Annotated in this window: 22 protein-coding genes; 2 read left to right on the forward strand and 20 right to left on the reverse strand. The window is 69.4% G+C overall.

Going from position 1 to position 17401, the window contains the following annotated elements:
* Position 1: 1 nt before the first annotated feature.
* From ACH4EB_RS09585 to ACH4EB_RS09600, 4 genes are all read right to left on the reverse strand, one after another.
* Positions 2-1180: a methyltransferase domain-containing protein gene (locus ACH4EB_RS09585; protein WP_398346813.1), complete on the reverse strand. Its 1179-nt coding sequence runs from the start codon at positions 1178-1180 to the stop codon at positions 2-4.
* Complete coding sequence (gene tgmB, locus ACH4EB_RS09590) at positions 1177-2136, reverse strand: ATP-grasp ribosomal peptide maturase (protein WP_398346814.1); 960 nt, start codon at positions 2134-2136, stop codon at positions 1177-1179. The genes ACH4EB_RS09585 and tgmB overlap by 4 nt, the downstream gene beginning before the upstream one ends.
* Before the next feature lie 621 nt (positions 2137-2757).
* Entirely contained in the window at positions 2758-2949 is a 192-nt protein-coding gene (locus tag ACH4EB_RS09595) for a DUF397 domain-containing protein (RefSeq protein WP_398346815.1), read from the reverse strand.
* Between the two features lie 12 nt (positions 2950-2961).
* On the reverse strand, positions 2962-3810 hold the full coding sequence (locus ACH4EB_RS09600; protein ID WP_398346816.1) for a DUF5753 domain-containing protein: 849 nt from the start codon (positions 3808-3810) through the stop codon (positions 2962-2964).
* 242 nt (positions 3811-4052) lie between these two features.
* Here ACH4EB_RS09600 and ACH4EB_RS09605 point away from each other — a divergent pair, with 242 nt between their 5' ends.
* Both ACH4EB_RS09605 and ACH4EB_RS09610 read left to right on the forward strand, forming a co-directional pair.
* Positions 4053-4505, forward strand: coding sequence for an ATP-binding protein (locus tag ACH4EB_RS09605; protein ID WP_398346817.1), 453 nt, complete (start codon positions 4053-4055; stop codon positions 4503-4505).
* Positions 4502-4711, forward strand: coding sequence for a hypothetical protein (locus tag ACH4EB_RS09610; protein WP_398346818.1), 210 nt, complete (start codon positions 4502-4504; stop codon positions 4709-4711). The genes ACH4EB_RS09605 and ACH4EB_RS09610 overlap by 4 nt, the downstream gene beginning before the upstream one ends.
* A 448-nt stretch (positions 4712-5159) precedes the next feature.
* Here ACH4EB_RS09610 and ACH4EB_RS09615 read toward each other — a convergent pair whose 3' ends face one another.
* From ACH4EB_RS09615 to ACH4EB_RS09690, 16 genes are all read right to left on the reverse strand, one after another.
* Positions 5160-5417, reverse strand: a complete 258-nt coding sequence (locus ACH4EB_RS09615; protein WP_398346819.1) for a hypothetical protein — start codon at positions 5415-5417, stop codon at positions 5160-5162.
* Positions 5414-5665: a hypothetical protein gene (locus tag ACH4EB_RS09620; RefSeq protein ID WP_398346821.1), complete on the reverse strand. Its 252-nt coding sequence runs from the start codon at positions 5663-5665 to the stop codon at positions 5414-5416. Before ACH4EB_RS09620 ends, ACH4EB_RS09615 begins: the two co-directional genes overlap by 4 nt.
* A 66-nt stretch (positions 5666-5731) precedes the next feature.
* Entirely contained in the window at positions 5732-6598 is an 867-nt protein-coding gene (locus ACH4EB_RS09625; RefSeq protein ID WP_398346822.1) for a peptidoglycan-binding protein, read from the reverse strand.
* Between the two features lie 66 nt (positions 6599-6664).
* The gene (locus ACH4EB_RS09630; protein ID WP_398346823.1) at positions 6665-6910 is read right to left on the reverse strand and encodes a hypothetical protein; all 246 of its coding nucleotides are present in this window, start codon (positions 6908-6910) and stop codon (positions 6665-6667) included.
* A 27-nt stretch (positions 6911-6937) separates the two neighbouring features.
* Positions 6938-8413, reverse strand: coding sequence for a hypothetical protein (locus ACH4EB_RS09635; RefSeq protein WP_398346824.1), 1476 nt, complete (start codon positions 8411-8413; stop codon positions 6938-6940).
* 16 nt (positions 8414-8429) lie between these two features.
* Positions 8430-9173 (reverse strand): hypothetical protein, encoded by a 744-nt coding sequence (locus ACH4EB_RS09640; RefSeq protein ID WP_398346825.1) that lies wholly within the window; start codon positions 9171-9173, stop codon positions 8430-8432.
* Position 9174: 1 nt separating this feature from the next.
* Positions 9175-10272, reverse strand: a complete 1098-nt coding sequence (locus ACH4EB_RS09645; RefSeq protein ID WP_398346826.1) for a hypothetical protein — start codon at positions 10270-10272, stop codon at positions 9175-9177.
* Positions 10273-10293: 21 nt separating this feature from the next.
* Positions 10294-11295, reverse strand: coding sequence for a hypothetical protein (locus ACH4EB_RS09650; protein WP_398346828.1), 1002 nt, complete (start codon positions 11293-11295; stop codon positions 10294-10296).
* A gap of 13 nt (positions 11296-11308) precedes the next feature.
* Positions 11309-12238 carry a phage distal tail protein gene (locus ACH4EB_RS09655; RefSeq protein WP_398346829.1) on the reverse strand — a complete coding sequence of 310 codons (930 nt, stop codon included), beginning with the start codon at positions 12236-12238 and terminating at the stop codon, positions 11309-11311.
* A gap of 1 nt (position 12239) precedes the next feature.
* Positions 12240-14657 carry a phage tail tape measure protein gene (locus ACH4EB_RS09660; RefSeq protein ID WP_398346830.1) on the reverse strand — a complete coding sequence of 806 codons (2418 nt, stop codon included), beginning with the start codon at positions 14655-14657 and terminating at the stop codon, positions 12240-12242.
* 224 nt (positions 14658-14881) lie between these two features.
* Entirely contained in the window at positions 14882-15367 is a 486-nt protein-coding gene (locus tag ACH4EB_RS09665) for a hypothetical protein (RefSeq protein ID WP_398346831.1), read from the reverse strand.
* The gene (locus tag ACH4EB_RS09670; protein WP_398346832.1) at positions 15367-15897 is read right to left on the reverse strand and encodes a phage tail tube protein; all 531 of its coding nucleotides are present in this window, start codon (positions 15895-15897) and stop codon (positions 15367-15369) included. Before ACH4EB_RS09670 ends, ACH4EB_RS09665 begins: the two co-directional genes overlap by 1 nt.
* A 9-nt stretch (positions 15898-15906) precedes the next feature.
* Complete coding sequence (locus ACH4EB_RS09675; protein WP_398346833.1) at positions 15907-16338, reverse strand: minor capsid protein; 432 nt, start codon at positions 16336-16338, stop codon at positions 15907-15909.
* On the reverse strand, positions 16338-16691 hold the full coding sequence (locus ACH4EB_RS09680; RefSeq protein WP_398346834.1) for a hypothetical protein: 354 nt from the start codon (positions 16689-16691) through the stop codon (positions 16338-16340). The genes ACH4EB_RS09675 and ACH4EB_RS09680 overlap by 1 nt, the downstream gene beginning before the upstream one ends.
* Entirely contained in the window at positions 16688-16999 is a 312-nt protein-coding gene (locus ACH4EB_RS09685) for a hypothetical protein (protein WP_398346835.1), read from the reverse strand. Before ACH4EB_RS09685 ends, ACH4EB_RS09680 begins: the two co-directional genes overlap by 4 nt.
* 5 nt (positions 17000-17004) lie before the next feature.
* Complete coding sequence (locus tag ACH4EB_RS09690) at positions 17005-17400, reverse strand: hypothetical protein (RefSeq protein WP_398346836.1); 396 nt, start codon at positions 17398-17400, stop codon at positions 17005-17007.
* Position 17401: the final 1 nt, after the last annotated feature.

Below are 17401 nucleotides of genomic sequence, written 5' to 3' on the forward strand. Positions count from 1 at the left end.
CCTACGGTTTGAGGTTCCATCGGCGGCCGTCGGGGATGTGCCATGCGTAGTGCTGGCCGTTCGGCTCGCGGGCGTAGCCGAACTGATCTTGCGTTGGGCGGTTGTGGTCGTTCCACCACTGCCATGCGGCCTCGACGGTTGTCCACAGGTTGTGTGTTCCGCCGTAAGTGACGGTGTGGGGGTGGTCTCCGGTGATCGGGGCGCGGGCCCATGTTCCGTCGTGTTGCTGAAGCTGGAGGGAAAGAGTGCCGTCGTCAGCGGAGTGGTAGACGAGCGTGCTGTAGGGCAGGTGGAAGGCGAGGAGCAGGCGGAAGGGGTAGTTGTTCCGGACGTCTGCCGCGGTGACCGTGGTGGGCCGTGTGGCGGCTTCTGGGGCGTACGGAGCGCGGGGCTTGCGAAGGTAGGTGTGGGCGTCGGCGCGGGCCGCCATGAATCGGCCGGTCGTCTTGGTGAAGCCGCCGCCGGCGTAATCGCCGTCGACGGTGACGCGGACGAGTCCGCCCTCGATGCCGAGATCAAGGTCGGTCAGGATGGCGCCACCTCTGCGCGTCTGCTGCACCCATGCGGTGGGGATGGTCTGCACGGAGCAGGTGGCGAGGATGCGGTCGAACTTGGTCGTTCCGGGGTGGCCGAGGCGGGCGTCGGCGGCGGTGAGTTCGGGGGTGTAGCCGAGGTCGGCCAAGCGGTTGCGGGCGGCGTCGACGAGTTCGGGGGTGATGTCGCTGGAGTGGACGCGGCGGGAGCCGAGGCGGGCGCACAGTAGGGCTGTGAGGTAGCCGGTGCCGGTGCCTACATCCCAGACGCGGTGACCGTCGTGCACGTCGAGTTCTTCGAGCATCCCGGCCGTGATGTGCGGTGCGGTACTGGACGAGGTGGGAAGACCGGTCCACGTGCGGTCGTCGATCTGCTCGGCGGTGGCGGGGTCGAGGGCGGTGACGAGGGTTCGGTCGCTGTAGACGGCGGTGAGCCATGCGTCCCGGTCGGAGTCGTCACGCAGGCGCCAAGCGGTGACGCCTGCCTCGGTGGCCTGCTGCTCGTACCAGCGTGGCACGAAGGCGTGCCGAGGCACGGTGGCGAAAATCTGCGCCCAGAACTCAGAGCGGAGTGCGCCGGCCTTTTCGAGGTCGATGACAAGGGCGGCCAACCGGCGCCGGACATCGTCGGGGAGGTGGGCGTTCACGGCGCTACTCCTTGCAGTTCATCGGCGATTGCCTCAGCGATGGGGAGCCCCGTGGCGTGCGCGATCCAGTCCCACTGACCGCACGGGTTGGATTCGAGGAACGTCCACTCGCCGTCAGGGCTGACGATGAAGTCACAGGCCGCGAAGCGGAGACCGAGGCGGCTGGTGAGGCGGCGTACGGCGTGCGCGATGCGGTCGGGTGTGCGGGTGGGCTTGTAGGTGAGCGACGGGTAGTCGCTGCGCCAGTCCTCGTGTGCCTGGGGGCTGCCGGCGTGGATCTCGGCGGCGAACAACTGGTGGCCAACGATGGTGAGGCGGACCTCGTGGGCCTTGTCCACCCATGCTTGGAAGAGGTGGGCGGTGGTGTCGATTCCGGCGAGGTCGGCGAGGTCGTCGGAGGTGAGGCGGCGGGTGTAGACCGTCTTGAGCTGGTCGCCCTCGATGAAGACGGGGCTGGCGATCGGCTTGCAGATGATCGGGCCGCCGATGTCGTGAGCGAAGGTACGGACGGCGGCCGGGTCGTTGGTGATGAGCGTTGGGGGGACACGCAGGCCGCACTCGCGGGCTGTGGCGAGTTGCAGGGGCTTGTACTCGGCGCGGGACATGGCGGCGGGGTGGCTGACCCATCGGCAGTTGAGCGCGGTGAGGATGCCGCCGAGGCCGGCGCGGGCCTGGGCGGCGGCGAAGTGGCGTTCCGGGGCGGACATGGCGGCCGGGAACTGGAAGGCGCCGGGGGCGCGGAAGTAGGCGGCCTCGATCTTGGAGAGGTCCGCGGCGCGGTGCGCGTTGGACAGGGTTCCGGTCCAGCCGGTGGGGCCGAGGTGGCTGTCGAGGGTGAGCTGCTGTGGGAAGTCGGCGGAGTCGAGGCGGAACACGTCGGCGCCGCGGTCGGTGAGCATCCGCACGATGCGGTCGGTGGGCCAGTCATCGCGGGCCGCGATGACGAGGATGGTCATCAGTCCTTGGCTCCCTCGTCGAGCGGCGGAGGATCTTTCACATCCCCGTCGGGAATGGTGGGGTCGTGCGTCTGGCCGAAGGTGATGACGGGTTCGCCGAGCGGTGTTACGGACATCTGCAATTCGGTGTCGTAGAAGGCGGCCGGCCGTACAGTCGCGTGAGTAGCGTCCGGGACTCGGGCGAAGCGGAGAATCCACGGACGGCTAGTCGGCCCGGTGGGGGGCTCGGTGCTGTGGGGAATGCGTCCGCCTTCGGGTGCGAGCGGAAATGCTTCCCGGGGGTGCGCAATGTCTGTCACAGAGTCTTCCTTTCCCTTGCGGGGTGAGACCTGCTGTGTTGATACCGCGCCCCTTCCCCGCCGCGCCCTGCTAGGGGCGAATCGACGGGGAAGGGATTCACGGGTTCCCTCATGCCTTACGGCAGTGAGAGGTGCGCGCCGCCCGTACATCTGCGGGATGCGGTCTCGGGACAGCGACGCGCTGCAACGGTAGCGCGTGCTTCACGACCGTCTCAATGGTTGTACGTCTAAAGAGTGAGACTGCATATGCAAATCTTTGATACCTACACTTAATGACAAAACCCCCCATCACGCCCAATGGGGGGTTTTGTCGCAGTGGGGGCTAGGTCATGTCGTCGAACTCGCCTTCTTTGGCGCCCGCGAGGAATGCGCGGAACTTGGCTTGCGATGTGCGAACTACGACCTTTGGGTCGGCGCTCTCGCGCATTAGTATCTCGCCCTCGTGTACGGCGATTTCCACGCAGTTATCCTCTGCGTCGGTCGACTTAGACGACTTCCGCCACTGAATTTCCACTATCTCCAGCCTTCATGCTTGTTTTGCTATTTTGCGAATGAAGTCGGCAGACTCCGCGGGGGACAAAGATCGCTCTTGCGTGCGGTCGAGAACCGCACGGTAGTTAGACAAGCGTGTTTCTGCGTCCAAGAACGTCGGGCCCGTCGGAATGTCGGTTTGAACGGTGTCCAACTGCGGAACAGGGCCGTGCGCGTACAGTGTTGAGCTGCCAGCGTTGGGGAACCCGGCGCCGAACGGAATGATTCGGACCTCGACGTTGTCCCGGTCCATCTGCTTGAGCAGGTACTCGCGCTGGGTATGGGCGACCGCGCGCCCACCGAACTCCATGCGCAGAGCCGCTTCATGGATCAGGAAGGTGCACGAAGGGGGCGACGTGCGGTCGAGCACATCGCGACGTCTCAAACGATGCGACAGCCGGCGGCGCAGCGCGGCAGGCTCAAGGGGTGGGACGGCTTCCTCGAACACAGCACGGGCGTAGTCCTCGGACTGAAGCAAGCCAGGCATGTGCATGATCTGGACTGCTCGCAGCGCGACCGCATGGTGTTCCAGCTCGGCGAGGTCCAAGACCCCGCGCGAGAGGTCGTCTCGGTAATCCTCCCACCAGCCATGAACGCGTTCCTCGGCCATGGCTGCCAACGCGTCGATGTAGTCGGCGTCCGGGCATGTGTAGTGCGTCGCCCACTGGCGTACGCGCTCACCGCTCACTCCGAACCGCCCTGACTCGGTGTTGCTGATCGTGGTCCGGTCGGTGCCGAGTAGGGCCGCGGCCTCGCCCAGCGCGAGGCCGGCGTGTTCGCGCATCTTGCGCAGCTCGACCCCTACGCGGCGCTGGCGCGCGGTTGGTGCCTTTCTTGGTGGCATCGGTTCCCCTTCTGCTCCGTCTCAGTGTGGACCGTGTACCTGCGTGGGTCCACAGCGTTCCACCTTTCGTGCGAAGGGGTACAACAAGTGAGACGGACGCGCTACGGTCGTCGCAGCACCGCGCAACATGTCGGATTGCCGAAGTGCAGCCGCTCGCGCGCGCCTTCGGGCGTGCCCCCGGGGAGTGGTCAAGGACACGGCAGCGACGCGGCGCGTGTCAGACCGCGTTGGGAGACGTAGCTATGACTCTCGCACCCCCCGCATCACCCCCTGCACCCCCGCAACCCCACCAGTCGTTCCGGTTCGATCTGCCCTGCGGAGACACCGCGCCGCGTATCGCCCGGACCATCACCGGTGAACTGCTGGCCCTCCTCGGCGTCGCCGAACTAGCGGACGACGTGCGTGTGCTGGTCAGTGAGTTGGTCACCAATGTTCACTTGCACACCGAGACAGCCGTCGTACGCCTCGACGTAGCCGTGCACCCTGCGTCCGTACGTGTGGCCGTGTGGGACGACGCGCCCCGAAGCCGACTCCTGAGCCTGCCGGCCCTGGTCGACGACGGATCGGGGCGTGGCCTGCTGCTCGTCGAGGCGCTTGCGTCCCGCTGGGGCATCTACCGGCCCAACGCCGAGCACCGCGTCCGCAAGGGCGTGTGGTTCGCGCTCGACAGAGCCAGAAAGGGTGACGTTTCGTGATCAGTCTCTCCGAGGCGGTCAAAGAGCCGCCTGTGTACGTGAGCTATGTGGAAGGGGCGTCCCGGCCGGTGTGGCTGTACATCAATGACATGTCTGCCCATGCCGAGTTAAGCGTCGAGCACGCGGTCGACTTCCTGCACGAATTCGCCCAAGTGCTAGGCGCGACCATCTTCGACCCGTTGCTGCACCAGGAGATACGGCCGTGACCTACGCGCACATGCTCTGGGGGTTCTTCGCCATCGGCCTGAGCTGTGCGGCGGCCATACTCCTGATCCACTGGGCGACGTGGCCGGCGCCGCGGCGCGGGGTGACGCCCCCGCCGGACCGGCGCGGCTACCTCTACACCTGCTGGTGCAGCGGATACGAGGGGCCGGTGCAGGTCCACCTCGACGATGACACGCAACCCTGCGGCCGGGACCGGCGGATCAGAAACCACCGCTTCCGCTCGTCCCATGCCTTCCCAACGCGGCGGCGGGTGGACAGCGGAGGAGAGGGGGGCGAGTGTTCCCTCGCCGGTAGCCGAACAGGCATATCCGCGAGGCGGTGAAACTCCCTCTGACGGGCCGTCGACCACAAGTCGGCGGCCCGTCGCACGTCCGAAAACGACAGAATGCCCCCGCCCCGGCGCATGGCCGGAGCGGGGGCACTGCGATGTCAGTGGGCGGCGGTGGCTTGCCAGAGGGTGAGCAGTAGACCGGCGACGGCGACCAGGGCCGCGATGCTGGGCAGCGGCCACCGGCCGCGCTCCACGGACGCGAGACGCTGTTCGAGGTCGGCTATGCGCTGGTCGGTCTGGTCGGATCGCTGTACGAGCAGGGCGAGGGCGCCGTCGAGGCGGGCGAACCCGGCCTCGACGGTCCCGCGGAGCCGTTCCAGTTCGAGGGCTACCCCGGTGCTGGCGGGCTCGGTCACACGTTGCCCCCGTCCTTACGGGCCGAGTCCTGGTCGTCGACCAGGCCGAGGCCGACGCGGTCGAGCAGGGCCTCGACCTGCGGCAGGGCCATCACGCGCGTGAGGCCACCGGCGACGGCGAGGGAGCCGGCCACCCACGGCAGCGTGTCGGGGATGCCGGATGCGTCGATGATCGCGGGCAGGGCCAGGGCGAACGCGACGATGCCCTGCGCCACGGTGCGAATGGTGCGCTTGTTCTCGGGAGACATGGATTCCTTTCAGGGAAATGGAAGCGGGCCCGCGCGGCGGCGCGGACCCGTACGGCTGGGGTGGGGTCAGACCTTGGGGACCTTGAGCGCGTCCCACTGGCGGCGGCCGGGCCAGCCATCGCAGTACTGCGGGGCGTCGCCGAGGCGCTTCTGCCACTTGCGGAACGACTCGCGATCAGCACTGGTCCACTGCGGGCCGGGCCCGGACGCATACGCCGAACACCCCACCTCGACCAGGCGCCGGCCCATCGCGGTCACGATCGGGGACCGCGGGTAGGTCTTGAAGAAGTCGACTCCCGGAAACGGCTCGTACTGCGGCGCCGGGACGGGCTTGCCGGGCTTGGTGCCGAGGCGGCGGTCGATGCGCTCGCGCATGGTGGCCATGCTGAAACCGCGCGGGTCGATCTTGGTGTTCGTCCACTCCTTGTGACCGATCACGCTCGCTGCACTCCAGCCGTAGGCGCGGCAGATGGCGGCGCCGGCCCGCTCGATGGCGTCGAGCTGCGCCTCGGGCCACGGGTCGGCCCCGTTGCCCAGGTTCACGCACTCGAATCCGTAGAAGTGCACGTTGCCGTCGGTGTTGTTGTCGTTGGTGGCGGGCAGGGCGCGCTCGGCGATCACGGCGTTGAGCACGTCGCGGTCGCCCTTGCCCGCGTGGTTGGCGCGGCCGGAGCTGAGCAGGTAGACGTCGCCGTTCTTGGCGATCACGGCATGGCACAGCGGCCCGGGAAGATCGGCGTATCCGTCGTGGCACATGCGCACCGTGTTGTCGGTGCCGGAGCTGACGGTGTGATGAATGATCACGCCGTTGACCGGGCCGAACGAGCCCTTGTGGTTGCGGTTGTGGGAACGCCAGTTGCCGTACTCAATGACGTTGAGTCCCTCGGCGCGCAGGGCGGCGAGCAGGCGGTCGGCGGAAAGCGGCTGTGCCATGTATCTCCAGACATCAAGAAAGCCCCGGCCATGTGGCACGGGGCTGGGGCGTGGGAGCGGAGCGGATCAGGCGGGAGTCTCGGTCTCGCTCACCAGGAAGGCGTCGATGTTGTACCCGCGGTCGGTGGGCAGGGCGGCGGCGAACGCCTGGGCGGCGGCGCGCAGCGCGGCCTCGTTCTCCTGGGGCGTGAGGTAGACGGAGCCACCCGGCGCCCAGCCGGTGACGGCAATGTCGTGGCTGATGACGGCCCTACTCAGCCCCTTGCCGTCGCCGTAGGTCACGGTGACTTCGGCGCGGACGGTCTTGGACATGGATGGGTCCTCTCTGTTGCGGGCAGCTCAGGCCAGGGCGAGAGCCATGATCGGAAAATCGTGGTCAGTCAGTGCGTTCGCCTCGGCCTGGTTGAGGCGGGCGGGGGTGTCGGACTGGCCGTTGAGGTACCAGGCACGCGCGAACGGCGCACCGAAGAAGAAGTTCGCCGTTGCGACCGGCGACTCGTTCTGCACGTGGAAGTACGCGTAATCGGCTGTGCCGCCCGTGGTCAGTGCCCAGGTCAGCCAGTAGCGGCCGGGCGCCAGAGTCACCGTTGCAGGCATGGCGATCGGCGTTGCCCCGATGTGGTTGTTGAGCATCTGCGGTGGGCTACCGGCGGTCTGCCCGGCCATCGCGAGGCCGACCGGCGCCGCGGTGCTGGTGACCTTCGTGCCGTCCTCGCGGTAGATGCCCGCGGCGTAGCGGTTGGAGGACACCCCTCCGTAGCCGCGGGCGAACATGATCACCCGGTTGACCTTGGTCGGTTCCGTGATGTTGATGCCGCAGACGTACAGCCGCTGAGGAGTGAGGTACTTGATCACGGGGTTGGCGACCGTGTACGGGTCACACGTCCATGCCTGAAAACCGAGTGCCTGCGGCGTCCAGACGTTGCGGGCGCCGCTGACCGGCGCGGGGAGCTGAGCGGCGGGTACGCGCCCGTCCGCACCGAGCTGGGCGACGCCGTTCGGGGCGCCGGCCGCGGCGGCGGGGACCGCTCCGACGCCCGCGGCGTCGAGCTGCACGTCCGGGCCGCGGTCCCCGTTGACGGACGCCACGCCGCCCGCGGTGAGCGGGGGAAGCTGGGCGGCGGGCACGCGCCCGTCGGCGTCGAGCTGCGCGACACCACCTGGAGCACCCGGCGCGGTGTCCGGTACGGCGTGCACGTCCGCGGCGTCGAGGGTGACCTCGGCTGCACGGTGGCCGTTGATGGACTGGACGACGCCGGGGGCACCGTCCTTTCCCGGTGCCCCGTCGGCGCCGGGCGGGCCCTGCTCGCCGCGTTCACCGCGGGGGCCCTGCTCGCCGCGCGGGCCGGTCGCACCCTCCGGCCCGCGCGGACCGACCAGGGACGAAAGCCAGTCGGCGACGGTGCCGGAGAAGCCGTTCGCGACGGCTACCTCGTAGGCCGAGGCGCCGCGTACGGCGACGTAGTTCGGCTTGCTGGGGTCCGTGGGCGCGATATCGGCGAGGTCGACCTGCGGCGCCTCCGCGGGCAACAGGACTTGGTAGCTGCGCCCGTTGGGGATACCGGCGAGCTGTTCGGCGACGGTGTACGACCAGCCGGCCGGGTCCATGTGCGGCGCGTCGGTCGCGGGCAGGCGCGCGGTGATGCGGCCCTGCGCGTCGAGGCTTGCCACGACCGGGCCGCCGAGGATCACGTCGGAGTCGGGAAACGTGATCTGTCCGGGGGCGCGGAAAACCACGGTGCCGGACAGGGGCTGTCCGTCGGGGGAGAGGAAACGGCCGGTCACGGTGACCGTGGGGATGTTCTCGGGCAGCACGAAAAGGGGCTCCGGTTCAGTTCGCTTCGTTGGCGGTGGTGGTGTGCACGCCCCACATACCGAGGCACCACGCCTCACCCGTTCCGCTGCCACTGGCACGGCGGGCCTGAAGGACGAGGGTCGCGGTGTCGCCGAGGTTCAGGCGGTGATCGCCCGGGGTGAGGCGCTGAGTGGTGAAGACTTCTTTACCGCCCGCCTCGACCGCCTCGCCGAGCTGCGACAACTCGCCGCCCCGGTTGATCATCAGGCGCGTCTCGGCGGTGGTGCCGGGCGGGGCGTAAACCGACCAGGAAGCGGCAAGTACGGCGTGCTGCGCCTGAATGCGCCCGACGTGTGTGGTGCGCCATTCGGACCCGGTGACGTACGCGGCGGAGGACATGGGGACGGGCACCCACGGGCGGCCGAGGTAACCGTCGGCGTAGTAGTCGTCCATCACGATCACGTCGCCGGAGCGCGACCGCAGCCGGACCATCTGCCGAACGTCGTCACCATCGAAGGTGTTGTTGCCAACCTGAACGGCCGGGGTGCCGTCCTCGCGGGCCATCTCGACATACCAGTCACCTTGGGGGGACTGCCCGGTACCGAAAACGTCGTGGCCGTTGGGCGCCTGCACCCGCAGTTGCCCGCCCTCACCGATGGTCACGGTTCCGTGGTTGATCGTGTTCAGCGCCGGCCGCATCTGCGCGCGGCCGGACAGCTCCCGCACCTGCCGTTCGAGGGCCCGGATGCGGTCGAGCAGGTCAAGGGGGATCGCGGCCATATCAGGCGGCCTCCAAATAGAGCTTTGCGGTCTCGGGGGTGCCGCGGGAGGGCGGTGTGATGGCGATGCCGACGACGCGGTACCGGCGGTCGAGCCCTTCGGGGAACCACAGATCCCGGACGCGCAATCGGATGGACGCGCCGAGCAGCGCGGGCGAGATCGAATCAGTGACGCGCACGGTGATTTCGGGAATGGTGAGCGGGTGGCGGGCGGCGGCCCCGTCTGCGCGGGCGTGCGCGTCGAGGGTGGCCTGCTGCTCGACGGTCGAGTGATCGCTGCTGCCGTCCAGCCGCGGCCAGCCGGCCGCGATGTCGTCCTCGGCGACCAGGAGCTGCGACATCAGCGGCACACTGTCGGCGGCCTGGTTGCTGTTGGTGCTCGACCCGCGCGACTGCCAGACGTTCGCCTGCCCGGTCGCGTCCACCGGCCACGAGTACGTCAGGACGGGCCCGGGGTGGTCGAGGACGATGTCGGCCGTACCGCTGCGCAGTATCGGGCAGCCCAGACGCAGCCGTTTGACCCGTCGGCCGGACTCCGGATCGCGGTACGACGCGATGCGCCACTCGAAACCCTGCTCGACCTGACCGAGTTTGGACAGAAGATCGCGGATCGTGGGCAGGTCGTACCGGCTGTACGTGCGGTCGCGCAGCATCCCGGAGGCGTGGGTGTCGTACTCGATGCCGATGTCTCCGCCGGCCTGCTGCTGCGCGTAGTCGACGAGCTGCCGCGCGATGTCGAACTGATCAACACCGGCCGCGGTCATCGTGTCGTACAGCAACCGGTGATCGAGGTACGAATCCCAGGTAGCGGCCTGTATCTGCATGGACAGAAACCCGCGCGAGGAACTGCTGACGTTGGCAGTCCACAGGATGCCGCCCCACCAAATCTCTCGGCCCCGCTCGATCCATACGGCGGTGCGGCCGGGCGTCACCGCGCGCCGCACCCGGGCGGCCAACGCGGCGTTCGGTATGGGGATGGTGGCGCCGAGCGACCCGCTTTTGCCGATCCAGTCGTCAAGGGACACGCCCTGTACGGGCAGGGCGTCGATGACCTGGTCGGTGCGCAGGTCGCAGAACAGGGCCCGGTAGGGGGCGGACACGGCCACCCCCTTGCGCGTGGGTCAGTCGGTCCACCAGGAGCAGCCGAACGCCAGCCAAGAACTGGTGGCGCGCTGGAAAGCTGCGGTGATCTTGCCTCGGCCGCTGATCTCGCCGCGGACGGTGCCGGCCGGAGAGGTCGCACTGACCTCACAGCCGAAACTGACCTCGGCGTACGAGGTGGGCGACTGGGTGGGCCAGTACGTCTGCGGCAAGGTCAGACCGGGCAGGGGTTGGCCGTCGGCGGGGATGAGGCCGGCGGTGCGTACGATGCGCCCACGTAGGTGTACCTGCGTGCCGCACTTCCTGATCTGGAAGGGGTACGCGTTGCTGGAGAACCGCTGATATCCGGTGGGCAGGGGCAGGTCGAGCCACCCGGTATCGGCCGGGTACGGCTGCCACGCTGCGGCGGCGGCGGACCAGCGTTCCAGTCCGGTGCCGGTGTCGCGGTACTGCCCGTCGTAGGCGCCCGGGTAGGACGCGGGCCCGCCGCGGGGGATGATCCCGCCGTACGCCGCGGTGTAGCGGCGCCGATCGGTCAACGCGGTGGCCCAGTTGATCCCGCCCACCCCAGCCGACGTGCCCGCCGGAACCGCGATGTCCCACAAGGCGAGGCAGGCGGGCGGCAGGGGTGGCGCGGTGGGGGTGTCGGAGCGGTCTCCTTGGATGATCTCGACGGCGGCGAGGGTCTGCTCGCTGGTGTCGTACAGCCCGTCGAGGATGCGGAGCACGACCGTGTCGATACGGCCGTACTGCGCGTCGCCGTCCGCGACCGATAGCGTCTCCGGTGCCGTCACGGCGACCGGATAGGCGCCCTGCGCGGCGGTGCCCTGCACCACAGCGCGGCCGACACCGATCTGTACCTGCATGGCGCCGACCCCAGTTGCGGTGAACGGCTGCCCTCCGGCGATCACTCCGGCGCGCGAGGTCATTGCGTCCTCCGGCGCCATGGTCCCCACGGGCGCGGTGCGGGTGTCCTGTCGGGTCTGCCCCAGCGGCAGCAGCCATGCGGCGCGCACGGTCACGGGCGATCTCTCCTTACCAGTAGGCCGAGCGGTAGCGCACGGTGACGCTCGCGCGGGGGTCGGATGATCCGGGCGCGGCCCGGAACGCAAGCTGCGTGACACCGGGGGCGAGGGTGAATGCCTGCTCCGGGATCGAGCGGGCGGTCGCGGTGTGCAGGCGCGAGGCGCCACCGTTGCCGTTGAGGGTGACGGTGCCGGCGTTGGTGTCGACGTGCAGCACGTCGTCGGCAGCGAGGTCGATGTCGTACTCGACCGCCTCGCCCGTGCGCAGATTCGTCAGGCTCGGCCGGGCGACCGGGCCCCGGAAGACGATCACGGGGTGCGCGTCGGCGTCGCCCTCGTTGACTGCGATCAGGGCGCCGGTCGATCCGGGGGCGCCGAAATCGAGCTGTTCGGGGCCCGGATCGGTCTGCCAGTCGAGGTGTTCGGGCCCGGGGTCGTGGTGCCAGTCGAGACCGGGCTCGGGGGAGGGCAGGCGGGTCTCGATGCGCTGCTCGGTCAGGCTGTAGCGGCGCGGGTCGGTGGCCTCGAACTGGATCGCCCCGCCGATGCTCGTGCCGATGCGGTACCCGGTGTCGACGGGGATGGAGCGGCGCAGGCACCGGGCCCAGCACATCAGCGGCGGCGCGTCGTCCAGGCGGATCACGAGCGGCAGCTCGTCGTCGCGCAACGCGAGGTGTGCGGACAGGGTCCGTACGGCGGCCGACATCGCGCCGGGCGCCGTACGGATCACCAGCCCATCCACCGTGATCGTGCGTGGCTGTGCGTACAGCGGTCCGGGGTAGGCGCCGTGCCCGTCCGAGCGCACCACGGTGCCGGAATCGAGGCTGGGCGTATCGAGCCAGCCGGTGACCGACTTCCAGCGCACGGCGGTGCCGGGGCCGATCAGCAGGTCGCCGTACTGGATGTGACCGGGCAGGGTGACCAGGTCTCCGGCGGCCATGTCACCCCCTGCCCTTGGCGTGCCAAGCGAGTGCCGCGGCTGTCTGGTCCGCGGTCGCCGATCCGGCGTGCCAGTTCTCGATGTGCACCGCGGGCGCCATGCCCCCGCCGAACCCGGGCCCGTACGACGGCCCGCCGCCGGCGGCGGCGAACTGCGGCGCGGGCGGCAGGGAGACGAGGTTGCGCATGGTGCGATCGACCGCGGGCGCACCGGCCTTGATGCCCTCGACGACACCGGCCGGAATGAATTTGCCGATCTTGTCGCGCATGAGGCGCGAGGGCGAGTGGATGCCGAGCGCGCGGGCGATCGGTCCGGGGATCATGTCTTTGGCCCAGCTCACCAGTTTGCGGGCGAGCCACGGGCCCATGTTCTGAATTCCGTTCCACAGGCCGCGGATCAGGTCGAGTCCCTTGTCGTAGAGCATCGATCCGAAATCGCCGAAGAACCCGACGATTTTTCCCGGCAGTTCACGGACCCAGTCGAGCATTTCCCCGGCCTTGCGCTTCGTGCCCTCCTTGATGGAACTCCAGTGCTTGATGATCAAGCCAACGAGAGTCCAGTTCAGGAAGAAGTCGACGATGCGCCCGGGGAGTGCCTTGACCCAGTCGACAATGGCCGTCCAAACGCGCTGAGTTCCGGCCTTGATGTCGTCCCAGTGCTTGATGATGATCCCGACGAGGGTGAAATTCAGGAACAGGTCGATCAGGAATTGGCCAACGGCCTTGATCTTGTTCCATATCCAGTCCCAGACGGCGGCCGTCTTGGACTGGATGGCGTCCCAGTTGGAGACGATCAGCGCGACCAGGCCGACAACTGCCGCGATAATCAGCGGTATCGGGCCCATGGCCAGCAGCCACGCAGCAGCCATGCGGGCGCCCTGGATCATGGACTGCGCACCCATGAGCACCCAACCGGCAACCACGCGACCGGCGTTGACTGTGGCGGCGGCGCCCTGCGCCGCCCACCCGGCCAACGTCATAGCGTTCGAGGCGACGAACCGCGCCGCGCCGGTCACCGCGGCGGCGCCCTGCGTGGCCCAGCTCGCCACCACAGCCGCGCCGGTCGTGGTGGCCTGTACGCCGAGGCTGACCAGCGTGGGCAGCATCAGGAGCGTGATCACGCTCGCCGCGATCGTCAGGGCGGTCGAGTGCCGGGAGATGAACCCGGTTACGGCGTCCCACTTCGAGCCGAGCGAGAGCACCCACTGACCCAACTTGATCAACGCCGGAACCACGTACGTGCCGATCACCTCGACGGCGCCTTGCGTCAACGACCGCTTGAAGCGTTCGATCTTCGTCGCGGCGTTGTCGCGCATGGCGTTGCCGGCCGCGTCGGTGGCGCCTTTGACCTTGCCGAGGGCCTGCACCGCGTGCGCAGGGTCGAGGGCGTAGATCGCCTGCTGCATGTCCTCGAACTTCGTGCCGAACAGTCCGAGGGCGATCTCGCTTTTCTTGGCCGGGTCTTTGACGGCCCGGAGTTTCGTGATGACCTGCTCGAAGGCTTTCCCGGCGGCGGGCCCGCCCTTCTGGAAAACCGCCTGCATCTTCTCGCCGGACAGGCCGAGATCTGCATACGCCTTCTTTGTGGCGTCGTTCATCCCCTGCGCTTGCAGGGTGAACTCTTTCAGGGCGTCGGCGACTACGTCAGCGTCGCGCGCACCGCCCTTGAGCCCCTGCTGAAGCAGACCCATCGACGTTTTCGCGTCGAGACCAAGCTGCCGGAATTCCGTCGGATACTCCGAGAAAGTATCGAGCAGATCCTCGGCAGTATCGATGCCGTCTTGGGCGCCCTTGACAAGGACGTCCATGGCCTCATCCGCCGATTTGGCGAGGCCGTTTTTCATCATCGTGCCGACGGCGCGAGAGACCTTGGAAACGTCCTCGCCCATGACGGCTGCCGTATCGGCGACCCGCCGGCCCATCGTCTGGACCTGGGCCTGTGTCGCCTCCGGCGGCAAGAGGCCGTTGCGGGCAATGCCCTTGATGATCTCGGCGCCGTCCTGCACCGAGTCGACCACGGCGCCCGCGTACAGATCACCCGCGACCTTGCCGTACGTCGCGGCCACGGGCCCAGTGGTGCCTAGCTGCGCCTGAAGCTGCCCGGGGATCTTGCCCTGTTCGAGGGCGGAGCCAATGCCCGCGATCAGTGCGCCGCCGATCGTGGCGCCGATCGCCGCGGCGGCGATCCCCTTCTTCAGGGCCTCGCCGACCTTGCTGGCCGCGCGGTCCCCGCCCCGCTCGGCACCATCGGCGACGCCGTCGCCGAGCTGGCGGCCGGCCTGCTGTCCGCTGCTGCCCGCGTCGGCTGCCATCCGGTCGCCGCCGGCGCGCATGGCAGCCTCGGCGCGGCGGATACCCGCACGGGCCCCGGAGTCGTCCACCCGGATCGTGGCGGCGAGTTCGCCGACCATGAGAGCCATGCGCGCTCACCTCCGGGGGGTCGTGCCTCCCGGGGCGGGAGCGTCGTGCGAGGGAGTGAGCACGCGGGCGAGCCGCGATTCAGCAGAGAGCAAGCCGAGGATGCGCAGGCGGAGCCAGCGCCAGGAGCGGGCGCGCAGGATGCCGGGGGCGCCCAGGTCGATGCCATAGACCTCGTGCAGGTCCGCCTCGACGAGCGGCCACTCGTCGAGGATGCGGCGCCACGTCAGCGCGGCGCGCGACCCTTGCCCGCGGGACGGGGCGTGCCCTTCGGGCCACTCGTACCACTCGTAGAGCCCCGAGACTGGGTCGAGTTCGCCGCGCCCGGCCGGGCCCGACGTGCCGCCCGGTTCGGGGCCAAGCGGTTTGGGTCGCCGCCGGAGTTCCAGAAGGCTTCGGCGGCGTCCTGGTCCTGCGCGATCCACACCATGGCCGTGATCGCGGCGTGCTTGAGGGCGGGCCACGGCACGCCGTCGGCCACCATCTGGCGGTGTGCGGTGCCGAGCACGTCGCGGAACAGGTCGCGCTCGGCCGCATCGCTGAGGATCGTCTCGTCGACGCGTCCGCCGTCGGCGGCGACCGCCGCGGCGTTGGTGATCGCCTGTACCCGCAGACCGATCTCGGCGGACGGGGCGGGCACGGTGTAGACGGTGCCCTTGATCGGTATGGCCAACGTCTCGTCGAGCAGTTCGCCGAGTTCCTTGAACGCCATCAGGCGGCCTCCCCCTTCGGCGACGGGGTCAGCGTCTTGCCGGTACCGGCGGCCGGGTTGGTGATTTCAACCAGCGGGCCCGACCCGGTCAGGGTGATCTTGACGGTGTCGAGTTCGTCGGCGCCGCCGCCGTCCGGCTCCCACGTGACCAGGGCCGTGCCCGCGTACGCGTCCGCGGCCCCGTTGCGGTCGTAGTACCGCACCCGCACATACGAGTCAGCACCGAACGCCATCGACGCCTTGCGCAAACGTTCCTGCACAGCGTTGAACACGCCGGTGGTCGGGTGGGCGCGGTGCGCGATGGTCGTCTCGATGGACCAGGCGAGCATGGTCACGGTCTGCTCGACCCACCCCTCGGCGTCGTACGTCGTGCTCTCCTGCTGCGTGGGCTCGATCTTCGGCGCGAACTCACTGATACCCGGCAGCAGCGTCCATGCGGGGGTGGTGCCGTCCGTGCTCATGTCGATCTCGCACCGGTACCGGCGTGCGAGGGCGGTGATCGTCTCGGCCGGCGGCGTCGGGGTGCTCAAGGCGCCTCCCTATTCAAGGTGTCGGGCCGCGCGGTGTGCGCGGGCGTAGTAGTTGCTGCTGCGCTCCGCGCGCCCGCTGCTGTCGGCGCCGATGGGGGCGGCCGAGTTGCGGTAGATGAGCTGCACGTATGCCGCGCCCCAGTGGTGGGGGCCGGAGCCGTGCAGCACGTCGAGTACCTGGTCGTCGAGGGCGTCGACTTCGCGCGGGTCCGGCCCGGCGCGGGTGCGCACCTGTATGCCGGTGGTGGTGTCGGTCAGGGCCGTGGACTCCTCGACGGGGTACGCCGACAGGCAGATGACCCGATCCGGCGCCGGAGGAGTGGCGGCAATGGTGATGGCGGTCTCGTCGGCCGCGTACACGCCGTCGGGCCGGTAGGTGCCGACGTCTGCGGCGTCGAGCAGGCGGGCGAGACCGTCGAGCAGGTCGACGGTGTACGACATCAGCGCAGCGCCCGCCTGACCTGCGCGGCGATGAGCGCCTGCACGGTGTCGGTCGCGCTCGGCAGGACGCGTTCGAGGTACTTGGCGGTGCGGCCGGGGTCGTGCCGCGCGGTCATGTCCTCGTGCACGCGGCGGGCGTACGGGGTGTCGTAGGACACGGCGGCCGTGCCGCGGCGCGCGTCCACACTGGTCGCGCCGCTCCGTTCGAGGGTGCCCTCCTCGATCGGCACAAGCTGACGGCTGAGCTGTAGAACATGCTCGGCGCCGAGCAGGGCACCGTGGGCAGCGGCCTGCCGGAGCGCCTCAGTCACGGCAGCGCCGTTCCAGTTCAGTTCGTGGCGCGGTCCGCTCATTCGCAGGTCACTTCCGTACAGGCAGGCACCGGCAGACCGGGCGCGGTGTGGTGGGCGGTGGTGAGCGCCGTAGTGGTGCGCCCGTCAGGAAGCGTGATGCGGGACCCGGGCGGGCAGTCGAGCAGCGGCCCGGCCACGATCGTTGCCGAGGCGGTTACCTGCCGGCCGTCCGGGGCACGCACCATGCGCACGCTCACGTCGACCAGGGCGGGCACATTCGGGATGGCGTGGCGGTACTGGGGCCCGTAGGCGCCTTCCCCCGCGTACGGCTCGACCGTGATGCGGTGGCGCAGCAGTACCTCGGGCACGCGGGTCACCACGCGATCACCCGGCCCGGGGCGAGTCCGGCACGGCGCAGAATGCGATCGGCGCGCGGCGCCAGCTCCACCCCGGTGGCGCCCGGTGGGCGCGCGGTGCGCCCCGACAGGCTCACCGGCCCGATGCTCACGCTGTCCCAGTGATCACCCGCCCCGGTGCCGTCGGTGCCCGCGGCGGCCCAGTATTCGACCTGAGCGCAGGTGGCGCGGGCGAGGGCCGCGGCGGTGGCCGGGTCGGTGGGGTCGCCGTCCGCGTCGACCGGATACACGGCAGTCAGCAGAGCCGAATCGATGTCCTCGGACGCGCGGGCGAGCAGCCGCTCGGCGTCGTCCGGAACGGTCGCCCCTGTCCATGCGGCGAGCTGTTCGGGCGTGGCGTAGGGGCGGCGCATG

This window comes from Streptomyces sp. NPDC018045 (assembly GCF_044327445.1).
Classification (GTDB): Bacteria; Actinomycetota; Actinomycetes; order Streptomycetales; family Streptomycetaceae; genus Streptomyces.

What these genes read in the sequence shown, in the direction of transcription:
- tgmB (WP_398346814.1), bottom strand. Translation starts at nt 2,136, where the DNA reads ATGACCATCCTCGTCATCGCGGCCCGCGATGACTGGCCCACCGACCGC.
- ACH4EB_RS09600 (WP_398346816.1), bottom strand. Translation starts at nt 3,810, where the DNA reads ATGCCACCAAGAAAGGCACCAACCGCGCGCCAGCGCCGCGTAGGGGTC.
- ACH4EB_RS09605 (WP_398346817.1), top strand. Translation starts at nt 4,053, where the DNA reads ATGACTCTCGCACCCCCCGCATCACCCCCTGCACCCCCGCAACCCCAC.
- ACH4EB_RS09620 (WP_398346821.1), bottom strand. Translation starts at nt 5,665, where the DNA reads ATGTCTCCCGAGAACAAGCGCACCATTCGCACCGTGGCGCAGGGCATC.
- ACH4EB_RS09625 (WP_398346822.1), bottom strand. Translation starts at nt 6,598, where the DNA reads ATGGCACAGCCGCTTTCCGCCGACCGCCTGCTCGCCGCCCTGCGCGCC.
- ACH4EB_RS09630 (WP_398346823.1), bottom strand. Translation starts at nt 6,910, where the DNA reads ATGTCCAAGACCGTCCGCGCCGAAGTCACCGTGACCTACGGCGACGGC.
- ACH4EB_RS09640 (WP_398346825.1), bottom strand. Translation starts at nt 9,173, where the DNA reads ATGGCCGCGATCCCCCTTGACCTGCTCGACCGCATCCGGGCCCTCGAA.
- ACH4EB_RS09655 (WP_398346829.1), bottom strand. Translation starts at nt 12,238, where the DNA reads ATGGCCGCCGGAGACCTGGTCACCCTGCCCGGTCACATCCAGTACGGC.
- ACH4EB_RS09660 (WP_398346830.1), bottom strand. Translation starts at nt 14,657, where the DNA reads ATGGCTCTCATGGTCGGCGAACTCGCCGCCACGATCCGGGTGGACGAC.
- ACH4EB_RS09665 (WP_398346831.1), bottom strand. Translation starts at nt 15,367, where the DNA reads ATGGCGTTCAAGGAACTCGGCGAACTGCTCGACGAGACGTTGGCCATA.
- ACH4EB_RS09675 (WP_398346833.1), bottom strand. Translation starts at nt 16,338, where the DNA reads ATGTCGTACACCGTCGACCTGCTCGACGGTCTCGCCCGCCTGCTCGAC.
- ACH4EB_RS09680 (WP_398346834.1), bottom strand. Translation starts at nt 16,691, where the DNA reads ATGAGCGGACCGCGCCACGAACTGAACTGGAACGGCGCTGCCGTGACT.
- ACH4EB_RS09690 (WP_398346836.1), bottom strand. Translation starts at nt 17,400, where the DNA reads ATGCGCCGCCCCTACGCCACGCCCGAACAGCTCGCCGCATGGACAGGG.